The sequence below is a fragment of the Paraglaciecola hydrolytica genome (assembly GCF_001565895.1).
Taxonomy (GTDB): Bacteria; Pseudomonadota; Gammaproteobacteria; order Enterobacterales; family Alteromonadaceae; genus Paraglaciecola; species Paraglaciecola hydrolytica.
Genome location: NZ_LSNE01000007.1, coordinates 351,822 through 370,722 on the forward strand (window position 1 = coordinate 351,822; position 18,901 = coordinate 370,722).

Here is an 18,901-nt window from a genome sequence, read left to right on the forward strand (position 1 = left end):
TGTTGCTTTATATTATTGACGTTTTAGATACAAAAAAGGGCTAGTGACAGCCCTTTTTTAAATTACGACAACTTATTTTTAAAATCTTCGTAGGTAAATTTTCGCACTAATTCAAAGGTTCCGTCTTTGCGTAATATACCAATAGACGGATGTTCTACCCCGTTAAAAAAAGTCGTTTTCACCATGGTATAGTGGATCATATCTTCAAAGATTATACGTTCTCCAATCTGTAATTCATGATCAAAGCTATATAAATCAATGGCATCGCCGGTTAAACAAGAGTTACCGCCAAAACGATATGTAAAAGCCTTTTCGCCTGCTTTACCTGCATGACGTACTTCTGGGCGATAAGGCATTTCGAGTACATCAGGCATATGGGCGGTGGCCGACATATCGACGATGGCAATCTTGTCACGGTTTTCGACTATATCAATCACTTCACAAACTAAGGGGCCTGTTTGCCAAGCCACAGCTGAGCCAGGCTCTAAGATCACGTTTAAGTGAGGATAACGAGCCTTAAAAGCTTTTAATACGCCGATAAGATGTTCAACATTGTAGCCTTTCTTCGTCATCAAATGACCGCCACCAAAGTTGATCCATTTTAATTGGCCAAAATACTGAGAGAATTTTTTTTCTACCGCGAGAATAGTGCGTTCGGTAGCAAAGGAGTCACATTCACATAAGTTGTGTATATGAAAACCTTCTATGCCAGTTAAATCTACACCAACGAGATCTTTAGCCAGAATACCAAAACGCGAACCCGGCGCGCTGGGATCGTACAATTCGGTTTCGGCTTCGCGGTGTTCGGCATTTAAACGAATGCCTGGTGACACTGTCGAAGCTAATATTTGTTGTTTATAACGCTGCCACTGACCAAGACTATTAAAAGAAATATGGTCAACTAAATCAACTAACTGATCGATATCGCCCGGCTTAAATGCCGGCGAAAAAGCATGCACTTGTTTGCCAATGGTTTCTTTACCTAGGCGAGCTTCCCACACCGCGCTGGCCGTCGAACCTTGCAGATACTTTTTGACCAAATCAAAAGTAGACCACATTGAAAAACCTTTAAGGGCTAAGATGATCTCGACACCACTTTCGTCCTGTACTCGTTGCATGAGTTGTAAATTGGCTTCAAGTTTGGCTTCTTCACACACATAACAGGGTGAAGGGATTGCGGGGTTTAACATGGGATCTAAGGTGGCATCAAAAGTCATTTAGTTGTCCAAAATCAGTTGTATCGATGTATTTAAAACAAAAGGGCAGTGTCACTTTGTGAGACTGCCCTATATTACTTAAGGATAAAACAGAAGCCTATTTTTTAAACGGACTTTGCTCAACATCAACAACTTGCCATGGCAAACCGTGTACGTTTAACATTTCCATAAAGGGATCTGGGTCAAATTGTTCCATGTTCCATACACCGGCTTTTTTCCAAGTACCGTTTAACATCAAAGCCGCGCCTATCATAGCTGGCACACCTGTAGTGTAAGATACCGCTTGCGCGCCGACTTCTTCGTAACATGCTGCGTGGTCACAGTTGTTATAAATAAATATGGTCTTTTCTTTGCCATCTTTGATACCGGTAATATAAGTTCCGATACAGGTCATGCCTGAATAACCTTCGGCTAAGGTGCCAGGGTTAGGCAATACCGCTTTCAAAAACTCTAAAGGCACGATTTGCTGACCTTGGAAATCGATAGGCGCAATACTGGTCATGCCTATGCCTTCTAATACACGTAAGTGAGTTAGATAAGCTTCGCCAAAAGTCATCCAAAAACGAGCACGTTTCAGGGTCGGAAAGTGTTTAACGATAGATTCTAATTCTTCATGAAACATCAAATATGAAGCGCGTACACCGATGTTTTGATAATCCAGGTCTTCACGTACGCTCAGTGGATCGGTTTCTTTCCACTCACCGTTTTCCCAAAAACGACCACGTTGGGTAATTTCACGAATGTTGATTTCAGGATTGAAGTTAGTGGCGAAAGCTTTGCCGTGATCACCACCGTTACAATCAACAATGTCTAAATAATGAATTTCGTCAAAATAATGTTTAGCCGCGTAAGCCGTATACACGTTAGTCACGCCGGGATCAAAACCACTACCTAATAAAGCCATTAAACCAGCTTTTTGGAATTTTTCTTGATAAGCCCATTGCCAAGAGTATTCAAACTTGGCCACGTCTTTAGGCTCATAGTTGGCCGTATCTAAATAGTCTACACCCGTTTCTAAACAGGCATCCATGATGGCCAAATCTTGATACGGCAGGGCAAGGTTAACCACTAAATCAGGTTTAACCTGTTTGATTACTTTAACCACTTCGCTGGCGTGATCAGCGTCAACGGCAAACACACCTTTGATACGATCGGCACCAATTTCTTTTTGTAGCGCTTCGCATTTCGATACGGTGCGACTAGCTAGGTAAATTTCGTCAAAAAATTCAGGCAAACGAGCACATTTTTTAACGGTTACTGCTGCAACGCCGCCAGCACCAATGATCAAGACACGAGACATAGGATGATCCTTATAATATTAAAGACTTAAAAAAACGCGCATGCTATCAGCAAATTTTGCGCATGCAAGTGCTGCATTAAAATAGGTGATTTTATCCGCTATTTCCAGTTTAAAGCATACAGACTTTTGTGACTGATGTTGTGAAACTATTGTTAAGTTAGTTCAATCTTCACTTAAACAAGTTAAAAATTTAATTTTGTGTATCAATCCATCTGATGGCCAAAAAATTCCAATTCCTAGTGGTCAAATTTGACTAAACAGGTCATGCAAATAATTGTTTTTAATGTATTAATTTTATTCTACTTGAAAATAACTGGTGGTATGTTTATTTTGCAACAGGGTATTTTTCAGTGATTAAAATAGTGGATTCTGCTAGCAGTCAAATTTCTGCAAGTGAGAGCAATAAATTAAGGAAAGTCATTAATGTCTGCAGGTAAATGTCGTTTATGTGCTCAACCATTGCAGCATACTTTTATTGATCTTGGCATGTCGCCCTTATGTGAGACTTATTTAACTGCAGAACAACTCGATTATGCTGAGAATTTTTATCCCTTACACACCTATGTATGTGAACATTGTTTGCTGGTGCAGCTCAGAGAATACGTGGCGCCTAAGGATATTTATCACGAATATCCGTATTTTTCTTCTTACTCGGATAGTTGGCTTGCACATGCGCAACGTTATTGCGACCTTGTACTGAAACGATTCATGCTGAACCAACAGTCGCTGGTGATGGAAATCGCCAGTAACGATGGTTATTTACTGCAAAATTTTGTCAAACAACAAGTGCCTTGTCTTGGCATTGAACCTGCAGCTAATGTTGCTAAGGTTGCTGTTGCACACGGAGTGCCTACGGTAGTTAAGTTTTTTGGACAAAAAACAGCTGAGTATTTGGTGCAGGAATATGGCAAGGCAGATTTACTGATTGGTAATAATGTGCTGGCCCATGTGCCTGAGCTACGGGATTTTATTTCTGGTATGCGAACACTGCTAAAGCCTAGTGGTGTTATTACCATGGAGTTTCCGCACTTGCAGAAACTTATCCAGGAAAACCAATTTGATACTATCTATCACGAGCATTTTTCTTACTTATCGTTTCATGTCACACAAGCCGCATTTGCTCTGCATGGTCTGACTATTTTTGATGTAGAACAATTGCCAACTCACGGCGGTTCACTGCGAATTTATGCTAAACACAGTGATAATGTCGTATTATCAATAGCAGATTCTGTGGCGACATTGTGTATGCAAGAGCGCGAGTGTGGTGCGGATCAACTAAGCAGTTATTTGAGCTTTGAAAATCAAGTGTGTGAAACCAAGTGGAAACTGCTGGAATTTTTGATTGAGGCAAAACGACAAGGTAAAACTGTTGTGGGTTATGGTGCGCCGGGTAAGGGCAATACCTTGCTTAATTACTGTGGTATTCGTTCAGACCTGCTTACTTATACCGTGGATAGAAGCCCTCATAAACAAGGTAAATTTACCCCAGGCACCCATATCGCTATTTTTGCACCTGAGCACATATTTGCTACTCGTCCTGACTACGTGTTGATATTGCCGTGGAACTTGGCCGATGAGATTAGTCAACAAATGGCTGGGATCCGTGAATGGGGTGGAAAATTTGTGGTACCCATCCCAGCTGTCCGAGTATTTTGAGGTGAAATAATGAATGTTCTTGTAACAGGTACTGAGGGTTATATCGGGATGCGCCTAGCATCTTGGTTAATGGCCCATGGTCATCAAGTGACTGGCCTAGACTCAGGGTTTTATCGTGAAGGCACCTTGTATCATGATCCACTTGGTTTGCCTCAAATTCCGCATACTTGGTGCAGAGATTTACGCAGCATTACTGCCAAAGATCTAAGTGGTTTTGATGCCATAATTCATCTTGCCGAACTATCAAATGATCCCTTGGGTGAGCAAAACCCCGAGATCACCTACCAAATCAATCATCAAGGTAGTGTGCAGCTTGCCCAAGCAGCAAGTACCGCTGGAGTAAAACGTCTCGTTTATGCTTCATCATGTAGCGTCTATGGTGCAGCTCTGAGTGATATCGTGGATGAAGATTCGCCAGTAAATCCGCAAACTGCTTATGCTAGGTGCAAAACCTTAGCAGAAAGGGATTTGATGGCCATGACCAGTGCGGACTTTAGTGTGGTTTTTTTGCGCAATGCCACAGCTTATGGCCCTTCACCTAGAATGCGTTTTGACATTGTACTTAATGATCTTTGTGCGCTTGCTTGGACACAAAAGAAAATTGCCATGCTCAGTGATGGCAGCCCGTGGCGACCCATAGTGCACATTGAAGATATTTGTGAGGCGATGCGCTGCGCCCTCGAAGCTCCTATAGAGGCAGTTAATGGTGAGGTTTTTAACGTCGGCCATAGCGATGAAAATTATCGTATTCGGGATATTGCTAATATCATCGCTTCGGTATTTACCGACTGTGAAGTGACTACCGGACCACCCAGTGGTGACAATCGCAGTTATCGGGTGTCCTTTGAAAAAATCACGACTCAGTTACCCGGCTTTCAATGTCGCTGGACTGCGGAAAAAGGCGCGCTGGAATTAAAACGTTTGTTTGAACGTATTGATATGACTCAGGAGATCTATAAATTTCGCGCTTTCACACGCTTGAAACAACTTAGCTACTTACAGCGTACCGGCCAGCTAGATGAGCAGCTTTATTGGAGCGCTAGATGAAGTTTTTAGCGACAGATCTTGCCGGGGTTTTTGTAATAGAGATTGAGCCCAATGTGGATCATCGTGGTTTTTTTGCACGTCTGTGGTGTGAAGATGAATTTGGGCAACATGGTCTAGCCACTGACTTTGTGCAATCGAGTGTATGCCACAATGGACTTAAAGGCACATTACGTGGCTTGCATTTTCAATGGCCGCCTTGTCGGGAGGCCAAGCTGGTGCGCTGTATACGCGGTAGTGTTTATGATGTGGTTGTGGACTTACGGCCTGATTCAGCAACCTTTACTCAGCATTTTGCTGTGGTGCTGGACAGTGAAAAACACAATGCAGTGTATGTACCTGCGGGTTTTGCCCATGCTTATCAAACACTGGAACACAACAGCGATTTGCTCTACATGATGTCAGATTTCTATCGTCCTGAGTTGTCAGATGGGTTTCGTTACGATGATTCGGCCTTTGAGATAACATGGCCTTTGCCTGTAGAGTGCATCGCCGAGCGCGATAAACTTTACCCGGATTTTAATCCCGAGGAATATGCTAAGCGATATACTACCTTAGGTAAAAATAGCCATTCACTGTTCAGTAAGAGTACAAGGTAAATGATGCCTCTGATAAGTATGCAAAAAGTTGAACGTTTACTGTGTATTGGTGCCCACTGTGATGACATAGAAATTGGCGCGGGTGGTACTATTATGCGTCTTATTGCACAAAATCCAGATATACATATTCGTTGGGTGATATTAACCGGTGCAGATCCCATTAGGGCTGCAGAGGCGCGCCAAGCTGCTGCACTATTTACTCAAGGCGCGACACAGGTTCAAGTTGATATATTGGGTTTTAAAGATGGGTATTTACCCTGGCAAGGTGAACAGCTTAAAAGTGCTTTTGAAATCTTGAAACAAGACTTTGTCCCTGATTTGATTTTTACCCATTACGCGCAAGATAAACATCAAGATCACCGCTGTGCCGCTGAGCTTACGTGGAATACTTGGCGTAACCATGCCATTCTTGAATACGAGATACTCAAGTGGGATGGTGATCTTGGTCAACCCAATACCTTTGTACCTTTAGATGAAAGTCTTAGCCAAGGTAAAGTTGAGCAAATTTATACTACCTTTGTCACTCAGCAAACTCGCTCTTGGTTTGAAAAAGAAACCTTTTTGGCCTTAATGCGGATCAGGGGGGTTGAGTGTAACGCTCAATATGCCGAGGCCTTTTACGCTAGAAAGATCATTTGGTAAGGTTTTTAATTAAGCCAAACACGCCAGCGTTTTTCTTGTTGTTCTACCCACTGGTCAAAGGAAATTTTGTCTTTGAGGGTATCCATGCAGGCCCAAAAACCCTGGTGAGGGTAAGCCACCAACTGCTGTGCATCGATCAATCGTTTAAAAGGCTCTTCAACCAATTCTTCACCCTCGTGTAAATAATCAAAAATGCCAGTTTTAAATATAAAAAAACCACCATTAATCCAAAATTCTGATTGATGTGCCGGACGAATATCCTGCACTAAACCTTCTTGGCTTAGTTCTACTGTGTGAAAACTGCTGTTTGGCCGCACACAAGCAAAGCTGGCTATTTTATCTTGTTGAGTAAAGTGGGCAACATACTCGTTTAGTGGTAAATCTGACAAACCGTCACTGTAATTGGCCATAAATACTTCATCTGCCACAAGGTAAGGGCGGATCATCCTTAAGCGCTCTCCAATATTGGCCTCTGGTCCTGTATCCACAAAGGTGATATGCCAATCACTGCCATCTTCATTGATTAAATGCAGCGTATTATCTTCTACTGAGCTATTAACTGGATGTTGAGCAGTTGCTATTTGGTTTATAAAAAACTGTTTAATCAAATCACCCTTGTAACCTAAACAAAGAATAAATTCATTGTGACCATAATGAGCATAATACTGCATAAGATGCCAAAGAATCGGTTGTTCACCAATGGGCACCAATGATTTGGGTAGGGTTTCAGTATATTCTCTTAGTCGAGTGCCCAAACCGCCACAAAAAAATACAACTTTCATGGCCTATCCCTTTTATGTTGTACTAATAAATATTGCGTAGTGAGTCTGTTCATTTTACTTCCTTAAGCAAGCCATGGTTTAGTAAGGTTTTTACACTCAAGACAAGGAGCGCAAAAGGCAGCTTACTGCGCTGTGCAATATCCAATAAGTTATGCTGACCATCGGCGAGATTAAGCACCCACAACATCGCCATTTGTGACTCTGCTGTTACTTGTAAACCACCTATGTCGCTATATAGATCATATTTAGAAAGCCTTGGCTCCCCTTTAGGTTTGGCATTAAGGTAGTATTTATTGTTTTCTAGAATGTCGAATATATCCAAACAAGCTTTCATTGACTTTGCGAGCTGCTCCGCTTGCACAAAGTCCAAATTGTCGGCAGAAGTGTGATATTCAGGAAAAGTACCATGGGGAGTTCTAGATAACCTGCCCACCGACAAATTAAACCCGGGTGAACAATACTGGCGCTCGTCGTAGCCGTAGGGCGAAAAATCGACAAGTGTATAGTCATTTTGTTGCCGCAGTACATAAGCGGCAGATTGATCTATTTCTGTCTCACCTTGGCGGCTGCGTTTATAGCTTAGACAACCTGGATCACCTAATCCGGCCAATACTAGACCGTGCTTGATATTGGCTACTGTCGCTTCGTTTCGCGCCAGCCAAGTGATAGCGCCTATGGTGCCGGGAATAAACACAAAGCGGTATGAATAACGAAGAGTTTGATTTTGCAGAAATTGAGCGAGATGAGCAGCAATAGCAACACCAGATAGATTATCGTTAGCCAAAGAGGGATGGCAAATATGACAAGATATCAGCACTTCCTCTTTTAACTCTCCCGGAATAAGTAACTCTGCATAAGTGAGTGAGCCCGGTTTAAGTGAAGAATCAATGCATACTTCATAGTCATCCTCAGCTAGGGCATCTAGCTGATTCTGGCTGAGGCACAAGCCCCAATTAGGCTGATAATAGGCAGTGCGATAAGGGATGAGATCCACTTGTTCGGGTAAAGTAAACAAGTGTTCCTTTAGTTTTTTAAGAGGCAAAGTGGCATGAAAAGGTAGGCTATAATTCAGCACATGCAGATTAGACTCTTGGAAATCAATCACACGTTGGCCATCGCTGTTTTTTAAATAGGCGTCGCGAATATTCCATTCATCAGGCACTAGCCAATCAAACACTTCAGTACCCGAGGGAACTTCATGTATCTCAAGAGGTAACAATCGTTTGAGTATTGCAAGGGTTTCCCGCACTCCATTTCCAGTGATACTGCGACAAATGGGGAATAACTCAACTACCAAGTTATGGAGTTGCTCTCCCAATTGCAGTTCATCGGTGGTGGAGTAAAAGCTATCTTTAAGCATGGATATGTAACCTCTTGGCTATCTTTTGACTTAACTTTTGTACTGTTGCGTTTGATACCAAGCAATGGTCTGGTTTAAACCTTCATCTAAACTCACTTGGCTTTGCCAATTCAGCTTCTGCGCTGTTTCGCTTACTTTAGCCAGCCTTTGTTGTTCCAACTTACGCTCGGGAAGTGCGCCTATAGAGGGCTTAAGATCAGGCGCTATTTGCTTGAGGATTTTCGTGACAACATCCGCAACAGTATAAAATTGGCCAGAACCTAAATCTATTGTTTGGCCATCCAGTTCAGTGCTACAACCAAGTCGCAATAAACCCTCCACCACATCACTCACATAGATCCAATCAATCTTGCGTTGGCCACTTGAAATTTGCGGACTTCGCTGGTTCAGAGCTTGGAGAATAGTATAAGGAACCAGTTTGTTAAGATCTCTCTGTCCCGGCCCATACACCATAAAAATCCGAGCAATCACCACTGGTAAATTATATAAGGCATGAAACATACGCGCGTAAGCGCTAGCGGCATATTTAGCGGCTGCATAAGGAGAGCAGGGAACACCATTAGAATCACCGCGTTCAGGTTCTTCTTGTGAATGAGTGAGCACCAGCTTTTTGCAACTACCTAATTGTTGGGTCGCGCTTAGGACATTAATTGTGCTCAGTAGATTATTTTCGAAAGTGGCCTGTACTGCCTTAAGCTCTCGTCTGCCGTCAACAGTACTAGCGAGGTGGAAAATGTAAGTCGGTTGTAAGTTATCTATCAGAGCCTTGACTGCACCAAGCTCAGTAACATCGAGTTGTATCCACTCTATTCCAATTACTAAGGGCTTTTGGCTCAAATATATTCCGACAACTCTAGCGCCCAGTTTAAGCAGACGTTGACACAAATGGAGGCCAATAAATCCACTGGCCCCGGTAACTAAAACACATGCTGATTTATAAGGAGAGTGAGAGTCCATTAATTAAGCCATGTGATAGGTATGTTTGACGTCCATCATTTAAAACGCTTGTCGTTTCAGAGTTATCAACCACAAAGTTTTACGCAAAATTTTGTGACGTAACCAAGTAAACCGACGCATAAGGTAGAAACAAATTCGCCACTTTTCGGCAATACTAATAGGGGCTTTGCAAGTGCTGATAAAGCGATAGGTATGCAAGTCAATTTTTTGCGCCAAGCTGGCACCTAAGGGAGTTTTACGTTGTTTGGCAATTTCTTTGCTCATTAGTAGGGTGGATGTTTGTGCATCAAATCGTCTGACAAACAATCGTTCAGGTACTTCAACAAATTTACCTAACAAAGTTAACTCAGCAACCATGCTGATATCAGATCCTGGCAGAGGTCTGATTAAGCTGGTCTTACGTAAAGCTGATGACCTAATAATGCCGTGCATAGCGTTATTGATCTTTTCTCGATTGAGGTATTTGATAAAACGCTCAGAAGGTCGTTCATCTTCAAGATTAAAATCGTCAAAATACTCACTTATAATCTCTTCACCACGAGGATCTAACATCAGTAAATAGGCTTGCGGATAAACCAAAACCACATCAGGGCGGGTATCTAATATTACGATGCATTTTTCGAAAAAATGTTCCAGACAAAAATCGCTGTCTGCTGCCCATTTAAAATACTGTCCAGTTGATAACTCAAAAGCACGATCGAAGTTTTTAAAAAGCCCGATGTTATCTGGATTTCTGTGATATTTAATCCTTGTATCACGAGCCGCAAAATCGCGACAAATTGCTTCAGTCTCGTCGGTAGACGCATTGTCGACGATAATTAATTCGAAATCTGTAAAACTCTGTTCAAGAATAGATTCGATAGCATCGATTATCCATTTTGCCCCATTATAGACAGGCAGGCCGACACTCAATAAGGGGCTGGCAGATTGTATATTCTGCACTGATTCTAGTTTCAAACTGGTGACCTCTATAAGGGTTAAAGCTAGTTTTATTGACCCTTCTAAGTAGATCATTAGCCAAGCTAGTGAAGTCATCATAAACAGAGCACATATTTCAAGCAAGTTTTGATTAACCTGAGTTGAATCAATACTTTGCGGATTAAAGTTATTTCAAGTCAGCTTACTGTCGTGTTAGGCTAAAAAACTAACAGTATATCGAGATTTGCCATGGGTGAGCTTACGACTAGCCGTCACAATTTTAGCGTTTCTCAGTTGTCCTCCACCAATAGCGTTCCCACTTGGTATATCGCTGTGTTTGCTCATAATGAAGCCAAAAACATTGGTTTAGCTCTTGATAGTATTGTTGCGTCGACCCAGCATAAAGATGTGGCTGTATTTGTGTTGGCAAATGGTTGTAAAGATGCGACGACAGACGTTGTGCGCGCAAAAGCCGCCACAGTTAACAACCTTTATTTGCTCGAAACAGATTTTGGCGACAAGGCCAATGCTTGGAATTTGTTTGTGCATGACGTTTTGCCTCACACTGGGTTGAAGGAAAGTGATAGCTGTTTTTTTATGGACGGGGATGTTACCTGTTCAGTTAATACGTTTTCATACTTAGCCAGTGCGCTATATGAAGCTCCTCGAGCTGAAGCGGCGGGAGCGATGCCGGCTACTGGTCGTGATCGAGACGCTTGGCGGCAGCGTATGACTGCTAATGGTATGTTGGCGGGTAACTGCTACGCATTGCGCAGCTCATTTGTCTTATACTTGCAGCAACAGCAGGTCCGAATACCTATTGGTTTGATTGGTGAAGATTTTTTTGTGTCTTGGTTAGTGGCAAGTAATGTTTGGCGCAATGACTATTTAGATAATCAAGGGATGCGTTGTATTTTCCATAGTAGAGCAGAGTTTTCCTTCCGTTCATTATCCCTTTTGCGTCCGTCGGATTATCGGCTTTATCTGCGCCGAAAATGGCGATATACCCTAAGGGGCATACAACATCAAATGTTGATGTTACTTATGCGCCATCGCTTGGGAGTTTTGCCCACAGACGTGGAGCAACTATATAAAACCGCGCCTTTACCATCACGTTTGGTTTGGTGTGGCTTCGATACGCCATTACGGACGTTGGCAGTGCACCTGATCAGAAAAAAGTCTTTTGCTAGGCATTAAGTGAAACTCGATAGCGTTCTGCTGGGAGTAACTTGAGCTGTTCCACCACAGTATTACATCGCTGAGTCACGCTGCCCTGCACATGAATATGTGGAATGTGATGTTGTCTTAAGTAGTGAGCAATAAAAGCCTGAAACTCATGGCGGTTGGCATCGCCAGAACGCTCCCATGTGTTATCGTAAGGTATGTCATCCCCACACAACACCACCAAAGCATAACGAGACCAGCAATCTGCCGCGAGTTGGTTTAATTGAGGCAAGGCTGAGCCATGGTAATGCAAGGCAAAATGCCATGTAGTAAAGGCATTAGTATCACACAGTAAATAGTCGCTAGCAGTGATAATCGCTTCATCCTCCCAGCGGTTTTGCGTTTGCGCGATGTGTAATAATTGCTCAGGACTAAGGCGTCGCTCTACCTGATGTGCAAGCCAATATTCGCGGCCGTACTCAGCGACTGTGATGGTGTTTAAACGTTTGGCTAGGGTCTCGCACAGGGTGGTTTTTCCAGTGGAAGGTCCTCCGAGGAAAACAATTTTTTTAATCATTAATTATTTGTTTAATTAAAAAAGCATCGTGTGTGCGGCCATTAAATCATTGAACACTATTGGAGACAAAAATTCTTGATAACGCGTTGGATTTTGACGAATTAAGGTTGCAGATATTGGTACTGAGCTGCGGGCCTCATCAACTCTAACATCAATACAACTTAAGGCTTCACTGACATGTTGGCCGTAGGGCTCACTGCTGAAAAAATAGTCAAAACAATAGTCCTGCAAACGCATTTGTAAATAATGATTATGTTGCGCAATGATTTCTGGGGAATAACCCGTTTGTTTTGGTCCGTCAAATGCTTGCAACACTTGCGTCTTAGGGTAAAGTTGTTTAATCCAGTTTGCTCGCTGTTGCAATGAAATGTGTGGCAACTCGTCACAGTCGTAGATCAATATTACCAATTGATCAACTTGTTGAAGTGCACTATCAATTAGAAATTGATGGCCAAGGTGTAAAGGGGCAAACTTACCTAAGGTTAGTCCGAGCACTGGCACGTCTATGAGTCTGTCTTATTTTGATTAGTTTTGAATGCTCGATACCACTGCCATTGACCGATCACCGCCATCACTAAAAAACACAAGTAAAGTGCAGAAGTTGGGTACAACTGTTTTTGCCAATAAATCGCAATCGCTACAATATCTACTACTATCCAAAATCCCCAGTTAAACAACTTTTTATGAGACAACAACCATTGCGCAGCAAGACTGGCACAAGTAGTAAACGCGTCAGGGTAGGGTAGGCTGGCATCGGTATTATTGGACATCAAATAACCGACCAATGCTGTGCTTAATATGACTGCCATCAACCATAACAAGTATTCGTTTAAACTCCCTTTAACTACCAGAACATGGCCGCTGTCATCTTGTGACCTGCGCCAAATAGCCCAACCATAAAACTGAAAGCCGATGTAAAAAAACTGCAATACCATGTCGGAATAGAGTTTTACTTCAAAAAATATCCACGCATAGATGCTGACCTGAACAAGTCCAAAAGCAAAACTCCAGATACTGCGTTTTATCAGCAAGTAAACACACATAAAACCGGCTACTGTGGCGATCCATTCGAGTGGTGACGCGCCAGCAAAACCTTGTAGCCATTCAGTTAAATTCATGGATTTGTCATCTGGTTAATTTAGGTCCTTATTTTATAAGGAGAAACTTTGAATTACGTCTAAAGACTCGCCTTTTGAGTTTATATTTCCGCCCACCACATAGATGAAATCGGCCGTTGTTGTCGCGGTACTATGCCGTGTGCCTTGGAAGTTTATCTCAGGTTGTGACCATGTTTGTGAGTCAAAATCATACAATAGCGTCGCATTTAAGTTGTCATAATCACCAAATAATACCAATTTGTTGTTGAGCACTGCTGCCGAGTGAGCACTCATGTTTTGTGGCAAAGGACTTAGTGTTTGCCATTCATTGGTAAGCGGATCATAACGTTCAAATACGTTTAAAGCTGTGCTGTGGTTAAAGCCGCCGGCCACATATATTTTGCCGTTTTGTACCACTGCCGCTGTTGTTTTTGCACTTGGCATATCTGCCAATTTAGTCCAAGTATTTTGTGCGATATCGTAAACCGCTGTGGTGGCGGTAGACTTTAACTGGTAGTTATTTTCTTTGTTGGGAAACGAGCCGCCCATGACATAAATGCGCCCATCCAAAAATACACTGCGGCTATTGCGTCTCGGACCCGGAGTGGGTTTTGCAAAAGTGATTTGCTGAGTAAGCAGGTCAAATACTTCAACACGACGTTCCAGTTTGGGCTCCCCATCAACGACTGAAAGACCACCAATGAGGTAAATACTATTGTGTCCATCCCACACTGCAGAAAAATAGCGTCTTGGAATTACCTTATCTCTTAATACTTTAACTGCGCCAGTTTGCGGATTAATTATTTCGATATCTGATAGAAACTGCCCACCTTGTGAGCCTGCAAATACATAAATGAGCTTGCCGTCAGTTGCGGTTGCATGGGCATATCGTGCGGTTTGTAAGCTTAATTTTTTATTTGCTTGGGAAGTACTTGTATGAGGAGCCGTAGTGCAAGCGGAGATAGTTAATAACAAGCTCAAGAACAATGTGTGCAGCCAGTATTTTTTTGCAAGTTTGGTCATGAATTAATCCCTTAACGTCAATATTTTATCTTGTGGGTGAGCTTAACACTGAAGGAATAAAAAACAATGTTGGTATCTGTTTAGCTGAGGTCAGCGAGCCCCTTGTAAACCCCCTGTATGCAGCGCCAATATGCGACTATTGACAGGAAAATAGGCTTGCTGGATTAAGTGACGCAAAGCAAAAAACAACTTACCACTATACACAGGCTCGATATCAACCTGTGTTTGTTGATAAAAGTCTCGGCAAAAATCTCTTAGCTCAATGTTACTTTTAGCATAACCACCACAGTGATATTCGTGATTAATCGACCAGTGCCCATAGGATTGCGGCAGAAGCTGTTGCACCAGTTCCTCAAGATAACCCTCACCTTTTAATACCCCAATCCCTAGTATTTTGCATGAGGTTTGGTGAGTGGCGTGAATTAAACCGGCTAAAGTAGCGCCACTGGCCACGGGGGCGACAATATAGTCATAGTGTCCACTTAGTTCGTTGACGATTTCCGCCACTCCCTGCAGAGCCAAAGTATTTGAACCTCCCTCGGGGATAATCATCGCGTCAGGATATTCTTTTTGTAACAAAGCTAGATATTCGGGTTTCTCCCGTCGCTGGTAAGTCAGTTTATCCACATAGTGAATGTCACTCTGCCATTGACTTAAATCCTGCAACATTGGGCTGGGGTTAGCGCGGTAATCTCCCCTGACGATGGCTGTAAATTTGATATTCAGTTGTTTGCAGCAATAAGCTAAGGCATGCAGGTGATTAGAAAATCCACCGCCAAAACTGACAATATGTGAACAGTCATTCTCTAGGGCATGGCACAGGGAGTATTTGAGTTTGCGCCATTTGTTGCCTGAAATAATGGGATGAATTAAGTCATCTCGCTTAATGTTCAATAGGCAGTGGTGTGGATTTGGCCAATCCATTTTCAATTCTTGCTCTGCTGATGGCTGGGTTATGGCAAGTTGTTCCAATAAAAAATTCAGGCTTTTTTCGTCAGCTTTTGCCTCTGTTGTTGTATAACTAAACCTCACTTATGCACCAGCATAAAACCAAGTAAACCGAATAAAAAGCCAAATACCGCGCCCATGGGCGGAAACCAGTGCTTTTCGAGTTTCACCTGAGGGGCAATATCTTGAAATATCGAATATAAAATACCGCCTGAAGCAAACAACATGATGGCGGCAATGGTGTGATGATAATCGGTGAGCCACAAATATCCGCTTACCCCAGCAATTGGGCCTAACATAGCGAGACCAAGGAAAATAAACAAAATTTTGCGGGTACTGAAGTGGGGCGAGTCCCGTAACTCGCGATAGGCATTAAACCCTTCGGGAATGTTTTGCAGGGCAATTAAACCAGCCAATAAATAGCTACTGGCGCTACCAATGGCGATAGCAGCACCTAAGGCAATAGATTCAGGAATAAAATCAGCTAACATGGCGGCTAATTGACTGGCGGGTGTATTGGTTTTTTTGAGCACTATGTCCAGCGCCATAAACGCTAAACTACCGGCTAAAAAATACAGACTGGCCTGCCAAAGATTAACATGGGCAATACTCTCAGGAACCAGTACCAGGCCCACTGCCGACAACAAGGCACCAGCACCAAAGGCCATTACCCCATGACGGAATTCATCTTCTAACCAAGCAGATTGAAAATGCTCGAGTCTGGCAAGTAAACCACCTAAAGGCATGGCTAAACCGGCCAGTGATGTACTGATGATGACCCATAATAACGAGGACATTGATTAACTACCTTGTGGCTATTTTGTATAGTTACTTAAATTGGAAACATTGTCGTTAAGTGACTTAATACCTTGAATTGAGTATATTTTTTATTAAAAAACAGCGTGATTCAAGCGCTGAATGACAAGCAATTTTAAGCAAATTTTTCTAATATGGCATTAAGTAGTTTTTGCTCTATGGGTTTGGACAGATAGTCATTCATACCGCTAGCTATACATTTTTCTTTTTCCCCTGACATAGCGTTGGCCGTTAGTGCAATGATCGGAATTGTCGCTAATGGAGGGGGTAACTTGCGGATCACTTCAGTAGCCTGATAGCCATCCATATTGGGCATTTGACAGTCCATAAAGATTAACGAATAAAAACGATTGTTTTGCGCTTCCTGCTTTAATTTTGCCAGAGCTTGCAGACCGTCGCCCACCACATCAAATTCAATTTGCTGCTGTTTTAACATCTCGCCGACCACAATTTGATTAATTTCATTGTCCTCAACAACCAAAACTCGCAAATGTTCAAGCTTGGTTTTATCGTTTGCTAATTCAATATCTGCAATATTGGCTTGTTCACCAGTTTGTAGCTCGACCTCTATCATTGCTTCAAAAGTACTGCCTTTATTCGGCGTACTTTCTACGTTTACATCGCCGTTCATCAACTGACATAAATTTTTAATAATGGATAAACCTAGCCCTGTACCACCAAATTTACGGGTTGTTGAGTCGTCTGCTTGACTGAAGGGCGAGAACAAATGAGCGAGGTGCTCGTTTGCAATACCAATACCAGTGTCTGCCACTGTAATTGTTATAATGGCTTTATCATCTTGTAGTAAATGGATGTGACTTGTGACGGTTACCCTACCTTGATGAGTAAATTTAAGTGCGTTAGAAACTAAGTTTGAACAAATCTGGCGTAATCGAGTGGGATCAGCAAGGGCAATTATGTTTTGGGTTGCAGCAAATTCTTTTATAAGGCTTATGGATTTATCTTGTGCTCGTGGCTTAAAAATATCGATGCAATTGTTTAATAACTGATTCAAATTAAAGGGGTGTTTTTCTAAGGTTAATTTGCCAGAGTCAATTTTTGTGAAATCTAATATGTCACTGATTATACCTAACAAAGAGTTTGCACTGTCTTTGGCTAAGGTTAAAAAATGCTGTTGCTCTTGATTCAGTGATGAAGCTTCTAATATTTGTAACATGCCTAAAACCCCGTTAATCGGGGTACGAATTTCATGACTCATATTGGCTAAAAATAAACTTCGTGATTCAAGTGCAAGCGATAATTCTTCATGGCGTTTTTCTAATTGCTCACGATAGTAAACTTGACTGGTAATATCTTGAAATGCACCAATTAACCTAACACATTGGCCATTTTCGAGCTCAGCTAGCCCCTTGCTTGCCACCCATTTAGCCTTGCCTTTTGCGGTAACAATTTCAAATTCACCTGAAAAATGTCCACCTTGTTCTATGGCTTTATTGACCAGTGAAGTTATACGCTCGCGATTTTCTCCGGCTTTGTAAAAATTGATGCCGCTTTCCATTTCTGGTAAATAATCAGTATCCACCTCATGGATTTGACGTGTCACTTCAGACCAATAAATTTTATTATTGATTAAATCTACTTCCCACGCGCCAACACCTGCTAACTGCCCCATTTGCTCTAAAGATTTTTGTTGCTGGGCCATCTTTTTTTGTTGTGCTTGCAGTAGGGTAAGCTTTTCATTGCGAGCAATCTCATTGCCAGTCCAATGGGAGAGTAATTCAATAAAGTCATGTTCGTCTTGATTAAAAGGTTCTGCGCGAGCTTGGCTAGAAGAAAAATTAATAGTCCCAAAACGTTTGCCTTCAACCAATATAGGCGCGCCAATATAACTTTCTAAACCGAAATTTAAGTAACAAGGATGTTGTGCTATATGACTGGTGCCAGCGTGGTGAAATGATACTGCTTCATCATTGGCTAAGGTATGAACACAGTAGGTGTCATTAATAGGGAATATGGTGCCTATTAACAGTGAATTGTCGGGTGAAATCGCATGATAAACAATGTAGTCATCGTCTTTTATTTCACTGATGATGGCAATATCTAGTTGGAAATACTGCAGACCTAATTGCAGTAGGGCATGCATCTTCTGGTCAAATGACAGTTGGCTATCCGACGTTATTTGATATAGCGGCTTTAGATTTAGCATTACAATTCCATTTTGATGGCAATTATCTGTCTAGTGTAAACTAAAGATAGTTAGCTTAAACCCAATTAGTAGGTTAAATGTATATTATCTGACTCTATTGTCTTATTCGTAAGGTAAAACATTGTTGATCTTATGTAATAGTCTATGACCAAAATCGGCAATGGTATTTGTTTGCCTCCAGTGCTGATAAGCTCGTGAACTAATGCTTCGCTATCTTTAGTTTTTAAATGTTGGGAATGATATGACACTGATTTTGGTTTGTTTACTTATTGCTACTTTGATGCCAATTATTGCTAAAGCACCCCTAGTTTTTGCGCAAAATAAACAACCGGGGGGCTATGATAACCACCACCCAAGAGCTCAACAAAACGCGTTGCTTGGCTTTGGTGCACGTGCTAAAGCAGCCCATGAAAACTGTTTTGAAGCATTAATCATGTTTACTCCTGGGGCGCTGGCTGTTGTCGCATTGAATCAAGTTGGCCCTATCGCCCAATATTTATGTATTGCTTTTATAGTGGCACGTGTAGCGTATTTATTTTGTTATTGGTTTGACGTGCACCTTGTGCGCAGTATCTGCTGGGGCCTAGGTTTTTGCTGTTCTATTAGTCTCATCGTGCTGGCACTTTATTAACTT

Annotated in this window: 19 protein-coding genes; 6 read left to right on the forward strand and 13 right to left on the reverse strand. The window is 42.1% G+C overall.

Features of this window, described 5'->3' with window-relative positions:
- Nucleotides 1-62: 62 nt before the first annotated feature.
- Both nspC and AX660_RS15295 read right to left on the reverse strand, forming a co-directional pair.
- On the reverse strand, nucleotides 63-1,217 hold the full coding sequence (gene nspC, locus AX660_RS15290) for a carboxynorspermidine decarboxylase (RefSeq protein WP_068378460.1): 1,155 nt from the start codon (nucleotides 1,215-1,217) through the stop codon (nucleotides 63-65).
- 97 nt (nucleotides 1,218-1,314) lie between these two features.
- Nucleotides 1,315-2,517, reverse strand: a complete 1,203-nt coding sequence (locus tag AX660_RS15295) for a saccharopine dehydrogenase family protein (RefSeq protein WP_068378462.1) — start codon at nucleotides 2,515-2,517, stop codon at nucleotides 1,315-1,317.
- A 423-nt stretch (nucleotides 2,518-2,940) separates the two neighbouring features.
- Here AX660_RS15295 and AX660_RS15300 point away from each other — a divergent pair, with 423 nt between their 5' ends.
- From AX660_RS15300 to AX660_RS15315, 4 genes are read left to right on the forward strand one after another with little or no spacing between them, the layout of a single operon-like run.
- Nucleotides 2,941-4,173: a class I SAM-dependent methyltransferase gene (locus AX660_RS15300; RefSeq protein WP_068378464.1), complete on the forward strand. Its 1,233-nt coding sequence runs from the start codon at nucleotides 2,941-2,943 to the stop codon at nucleotides 4,171-4,173.
- 9 nt (nucleotides 4,174-4,182) lie between these two features.
- Complete coding sequence (locus tag AX660_RS15305; protein WP_068378466.1) at nucleotides 4,183-5,220, forward strand: NAD-dependent epimerase/dehydratase family protein; 1,038 nt, start codon at nucleotides 4,183-4,185, stop codon at nucleotides 5,218-5,220.
- Nucleotides 5,217-5,816 (forward strand): dTDP-4-dehydrorhamnose 3,5-epimerase family protein, encoded by a 600-nt coding sequence (locus tag AX660_RS15310; protein ID WP_068378468.1) that lies wholly within the window; start codon nucleotides 5,217-5,219, stop codon nucleotides 5,814-5,816. The genes AX660_RS15305 and AX660_RS15310 overlap by 4 nt, the downstream gene beginning before the upstream one ends.
- Nucleotides 5,817-6,458 carry a PIG-L deacetylase family protein gene (locus tag AX660_RS15315; RefSeq protein ID WP_068378470.1) on the forward strand — a complete coding sequence of 214 codons (642 nt, stop codon included), beginning with the start codon at nucleotides 5,817-5,819 and terminating at the stop codon, nucleotides 6,456-6,458.
- 5 nt (nucleotides 6,459-6,463) lie between these two features.
- On the opposite strand, the gene AX660_RS15320 is transcribed toward AX660_RS15315, so the two are convergent.
- The 4 genes from AX660_RS15320 to AX660_RS15335 are packed head-to-tail and all read right to left on the reverse strand — an operon-like array spanning nucleotide 6,464 to nucleotide 10,514.
- On the reverse strand, nucleotides 6,464-7,240 hold the full coding sequence (locus tag AX660_RS15320; RefSeq protein ID WP_068378472.1) for a sugar phosphate nucleotidyltransferase: 777 nt from the start codon (nucleotides 7,238-7,240) through the stop codon (nucleotides 6,464-6,466).
- A 49-nt stretch (nucleotides 7,241-7,289) separates the two neighbouring features.
- Complete coding sequence (locus AX660_RS15325) at nucleotides 7,290-8,600, reverse strand: DUF4910 domain-containing protein (RefSeq protein WP_068378474.1); 1,311 nt, start codon at nucleotides 8,598-8,600, stop codon at nucleotides 7,290-7,292.
- Between the two features lie 30 nt (nucleotides 8,601-8,630).
- Nucleotides 8,631-9,557 carry an NAD-dependent epimerase/dehydratase family protein gene (locus AX660_RS15330; RefSeq protein ID WP_068378476.1) on the reverse strand — a complete coding sequence of 309 codons (927 nt, stop codon included), beginning with the start codon at nucleotides 9,555-9,557 and terminating at the stop codon, nucleotides 8,631-8,633.
- Between the two features lie 39 nt (nucleotides 9,558-9,596).
- Nucleotides 9,597-10,514, reverse strand: coding sequence for a glycosyltransferase family 2 protein (locus AX660_RS15335; protein WP_157884342.1), 918 nt, complete (start codon nucleotides 10,512-10,514; stop codon nucleotides 9,597-9,599).
- 210 nt (nucleotides 10,515-10,724) lie between these two features.
- Between AX660_RS15335 and AX660_RS15340 the strand changes: the two genes are divergently transcribed.
- The gene (locus AX660_RS15340) at nucleotides 10,725-11,672 is read left to right on the forward strand and encodes a glycosyltransferase (protein WP_068378480.1); all 948 of its coding nucleotides are present in this window, start codon (nucleotides 10,725-10,727) and stop codon (nucleotides 11,670-11,672) included.
- Here the strand turns inward: AX660_RS15340 and AX660_RS23025 are convergent.
- The 7 genes from AX660_RS23025 to AX660_RS15375 all read right to left on the reverse strand — a co-directional run bounded on the left by AX660_RS23025 (nucleotide 11,662) and on the right by AX660_RS15375 (nucleotide 18,267).
- Entirely contained in the window at nucleotides 11,662-12,216 is a 555-nt protein-coding gene (locus tag AX660_RS23025) for an AAA family ATPase (protein ID WP_068378482.1), read from the reverse strand. The two genes, AX660_RS15340 and AX660_RS23025, sit on opposite strands and share 11 nt — an antisense overlap.
- A gap of 15 nt (nucleotides 12,217-12,231) precedes the next feature.
- The gene (locus AX660_RS23030) at nucleotides 12,232-12,711 is read right to left on the reverse strand and encodes an adenylyltransferase/cytidyltransferase family protein (RefSeq protein ID WP_157884343.1); all 480 of its coding nucleotides are present in this window, start codon (nucleotides 12,709-12,711) and stop codon (nucleotides 12,232-12,234) included.
- A gap of 8 nt (nucleotides 12,712-12,719) precedes the next feature.
- Nucleotides 12,720-13,334, reverse strand: a complete 615-nt coding sequence (gene pnuC, locus AX660_RS15355) for a nicotinamide riboside transporter PnuC (RefSeq protein ID WP_068378486.1) — start codon at nucleotides 13,332-13,334, stop codon at nucleotides 12,720-12,722.
- Nucleotides 13,335-13,367: 33 nt separating this feature from the next.
- Nucleotides 13,368-14,336: a Kelch repeat-containing protein gene (locus AX660_RS15360; RefSeq protein WP_068378488.1), complete on the reverse strand. Its 969-nt coding sequence runs from the start codon at nucleotides 14,334-14,336 to the stop codon at nucleotides 13,368-13,370.
- A 90-nt stretch (nucleotides 14,337-14,426) separates the two neighbouring features.
- On the reverse strand, nucleotides 14,427-15,260 hold the full coding sequence (locus AX660_RS15365) for a 1-aminocyclopropane-1-carboxylate deaminase/D-cysteine desulfhydrase (RefSeq protein ID WP_082768949.1): 834 nt from the start codon (nucleotides 15,258-15,260) through the stop codon (nucleotides 14,427-14,429).
- Between the two features lie 104 nt (nucleotides 15,261-15,364).
- Nucleotides 15,365-16,081 carry a ZIP family metal transporter gene (locus AX660_RS15370; protein WP_068378492.1) on the reverse strand — a complete coding sequence of 239 codons (717 nt, stop codon included), beginning with the start codon at nucleotides 16,079-16,081 and terminating at the stop codon, nucleotides 15,365-15,367.
- A gap of 134 nt (nucleotides 16,082-16,215) precedes the next feature.
- Nucleotides 16,216-18,267: a GAF domain-containing hybrid sensor histidine kinase/response regulator gene (locus AX660_RS15375; protein ID WP_068378494.1), complete on the reverse strand. Its 2,052-nt coding sequence runs from the start codon at nucleotides 18,265-18,267 to the stop codon at nucleotides 16,216-16,218.
- Nucleotides 18,268-18,508: 241 nt separating this feature from the next.
- On the opposite strand from AX660_RS15375, the gene AX660_RS15380 reads away from it, so the two are divergent.
- Complete coding sequence (locus tag AX660_RS15380; protein WP_068378496.1) at nucleotides 18,509-18,898, forward strand: MAPEG family protein; 390 nt, start codon at nucleotides 18,509-18,511, stop codon at nucleotides 18,896-18,898.
- Nucleotides 18,899-18,901: the final 3 nt, after the last annotated feature.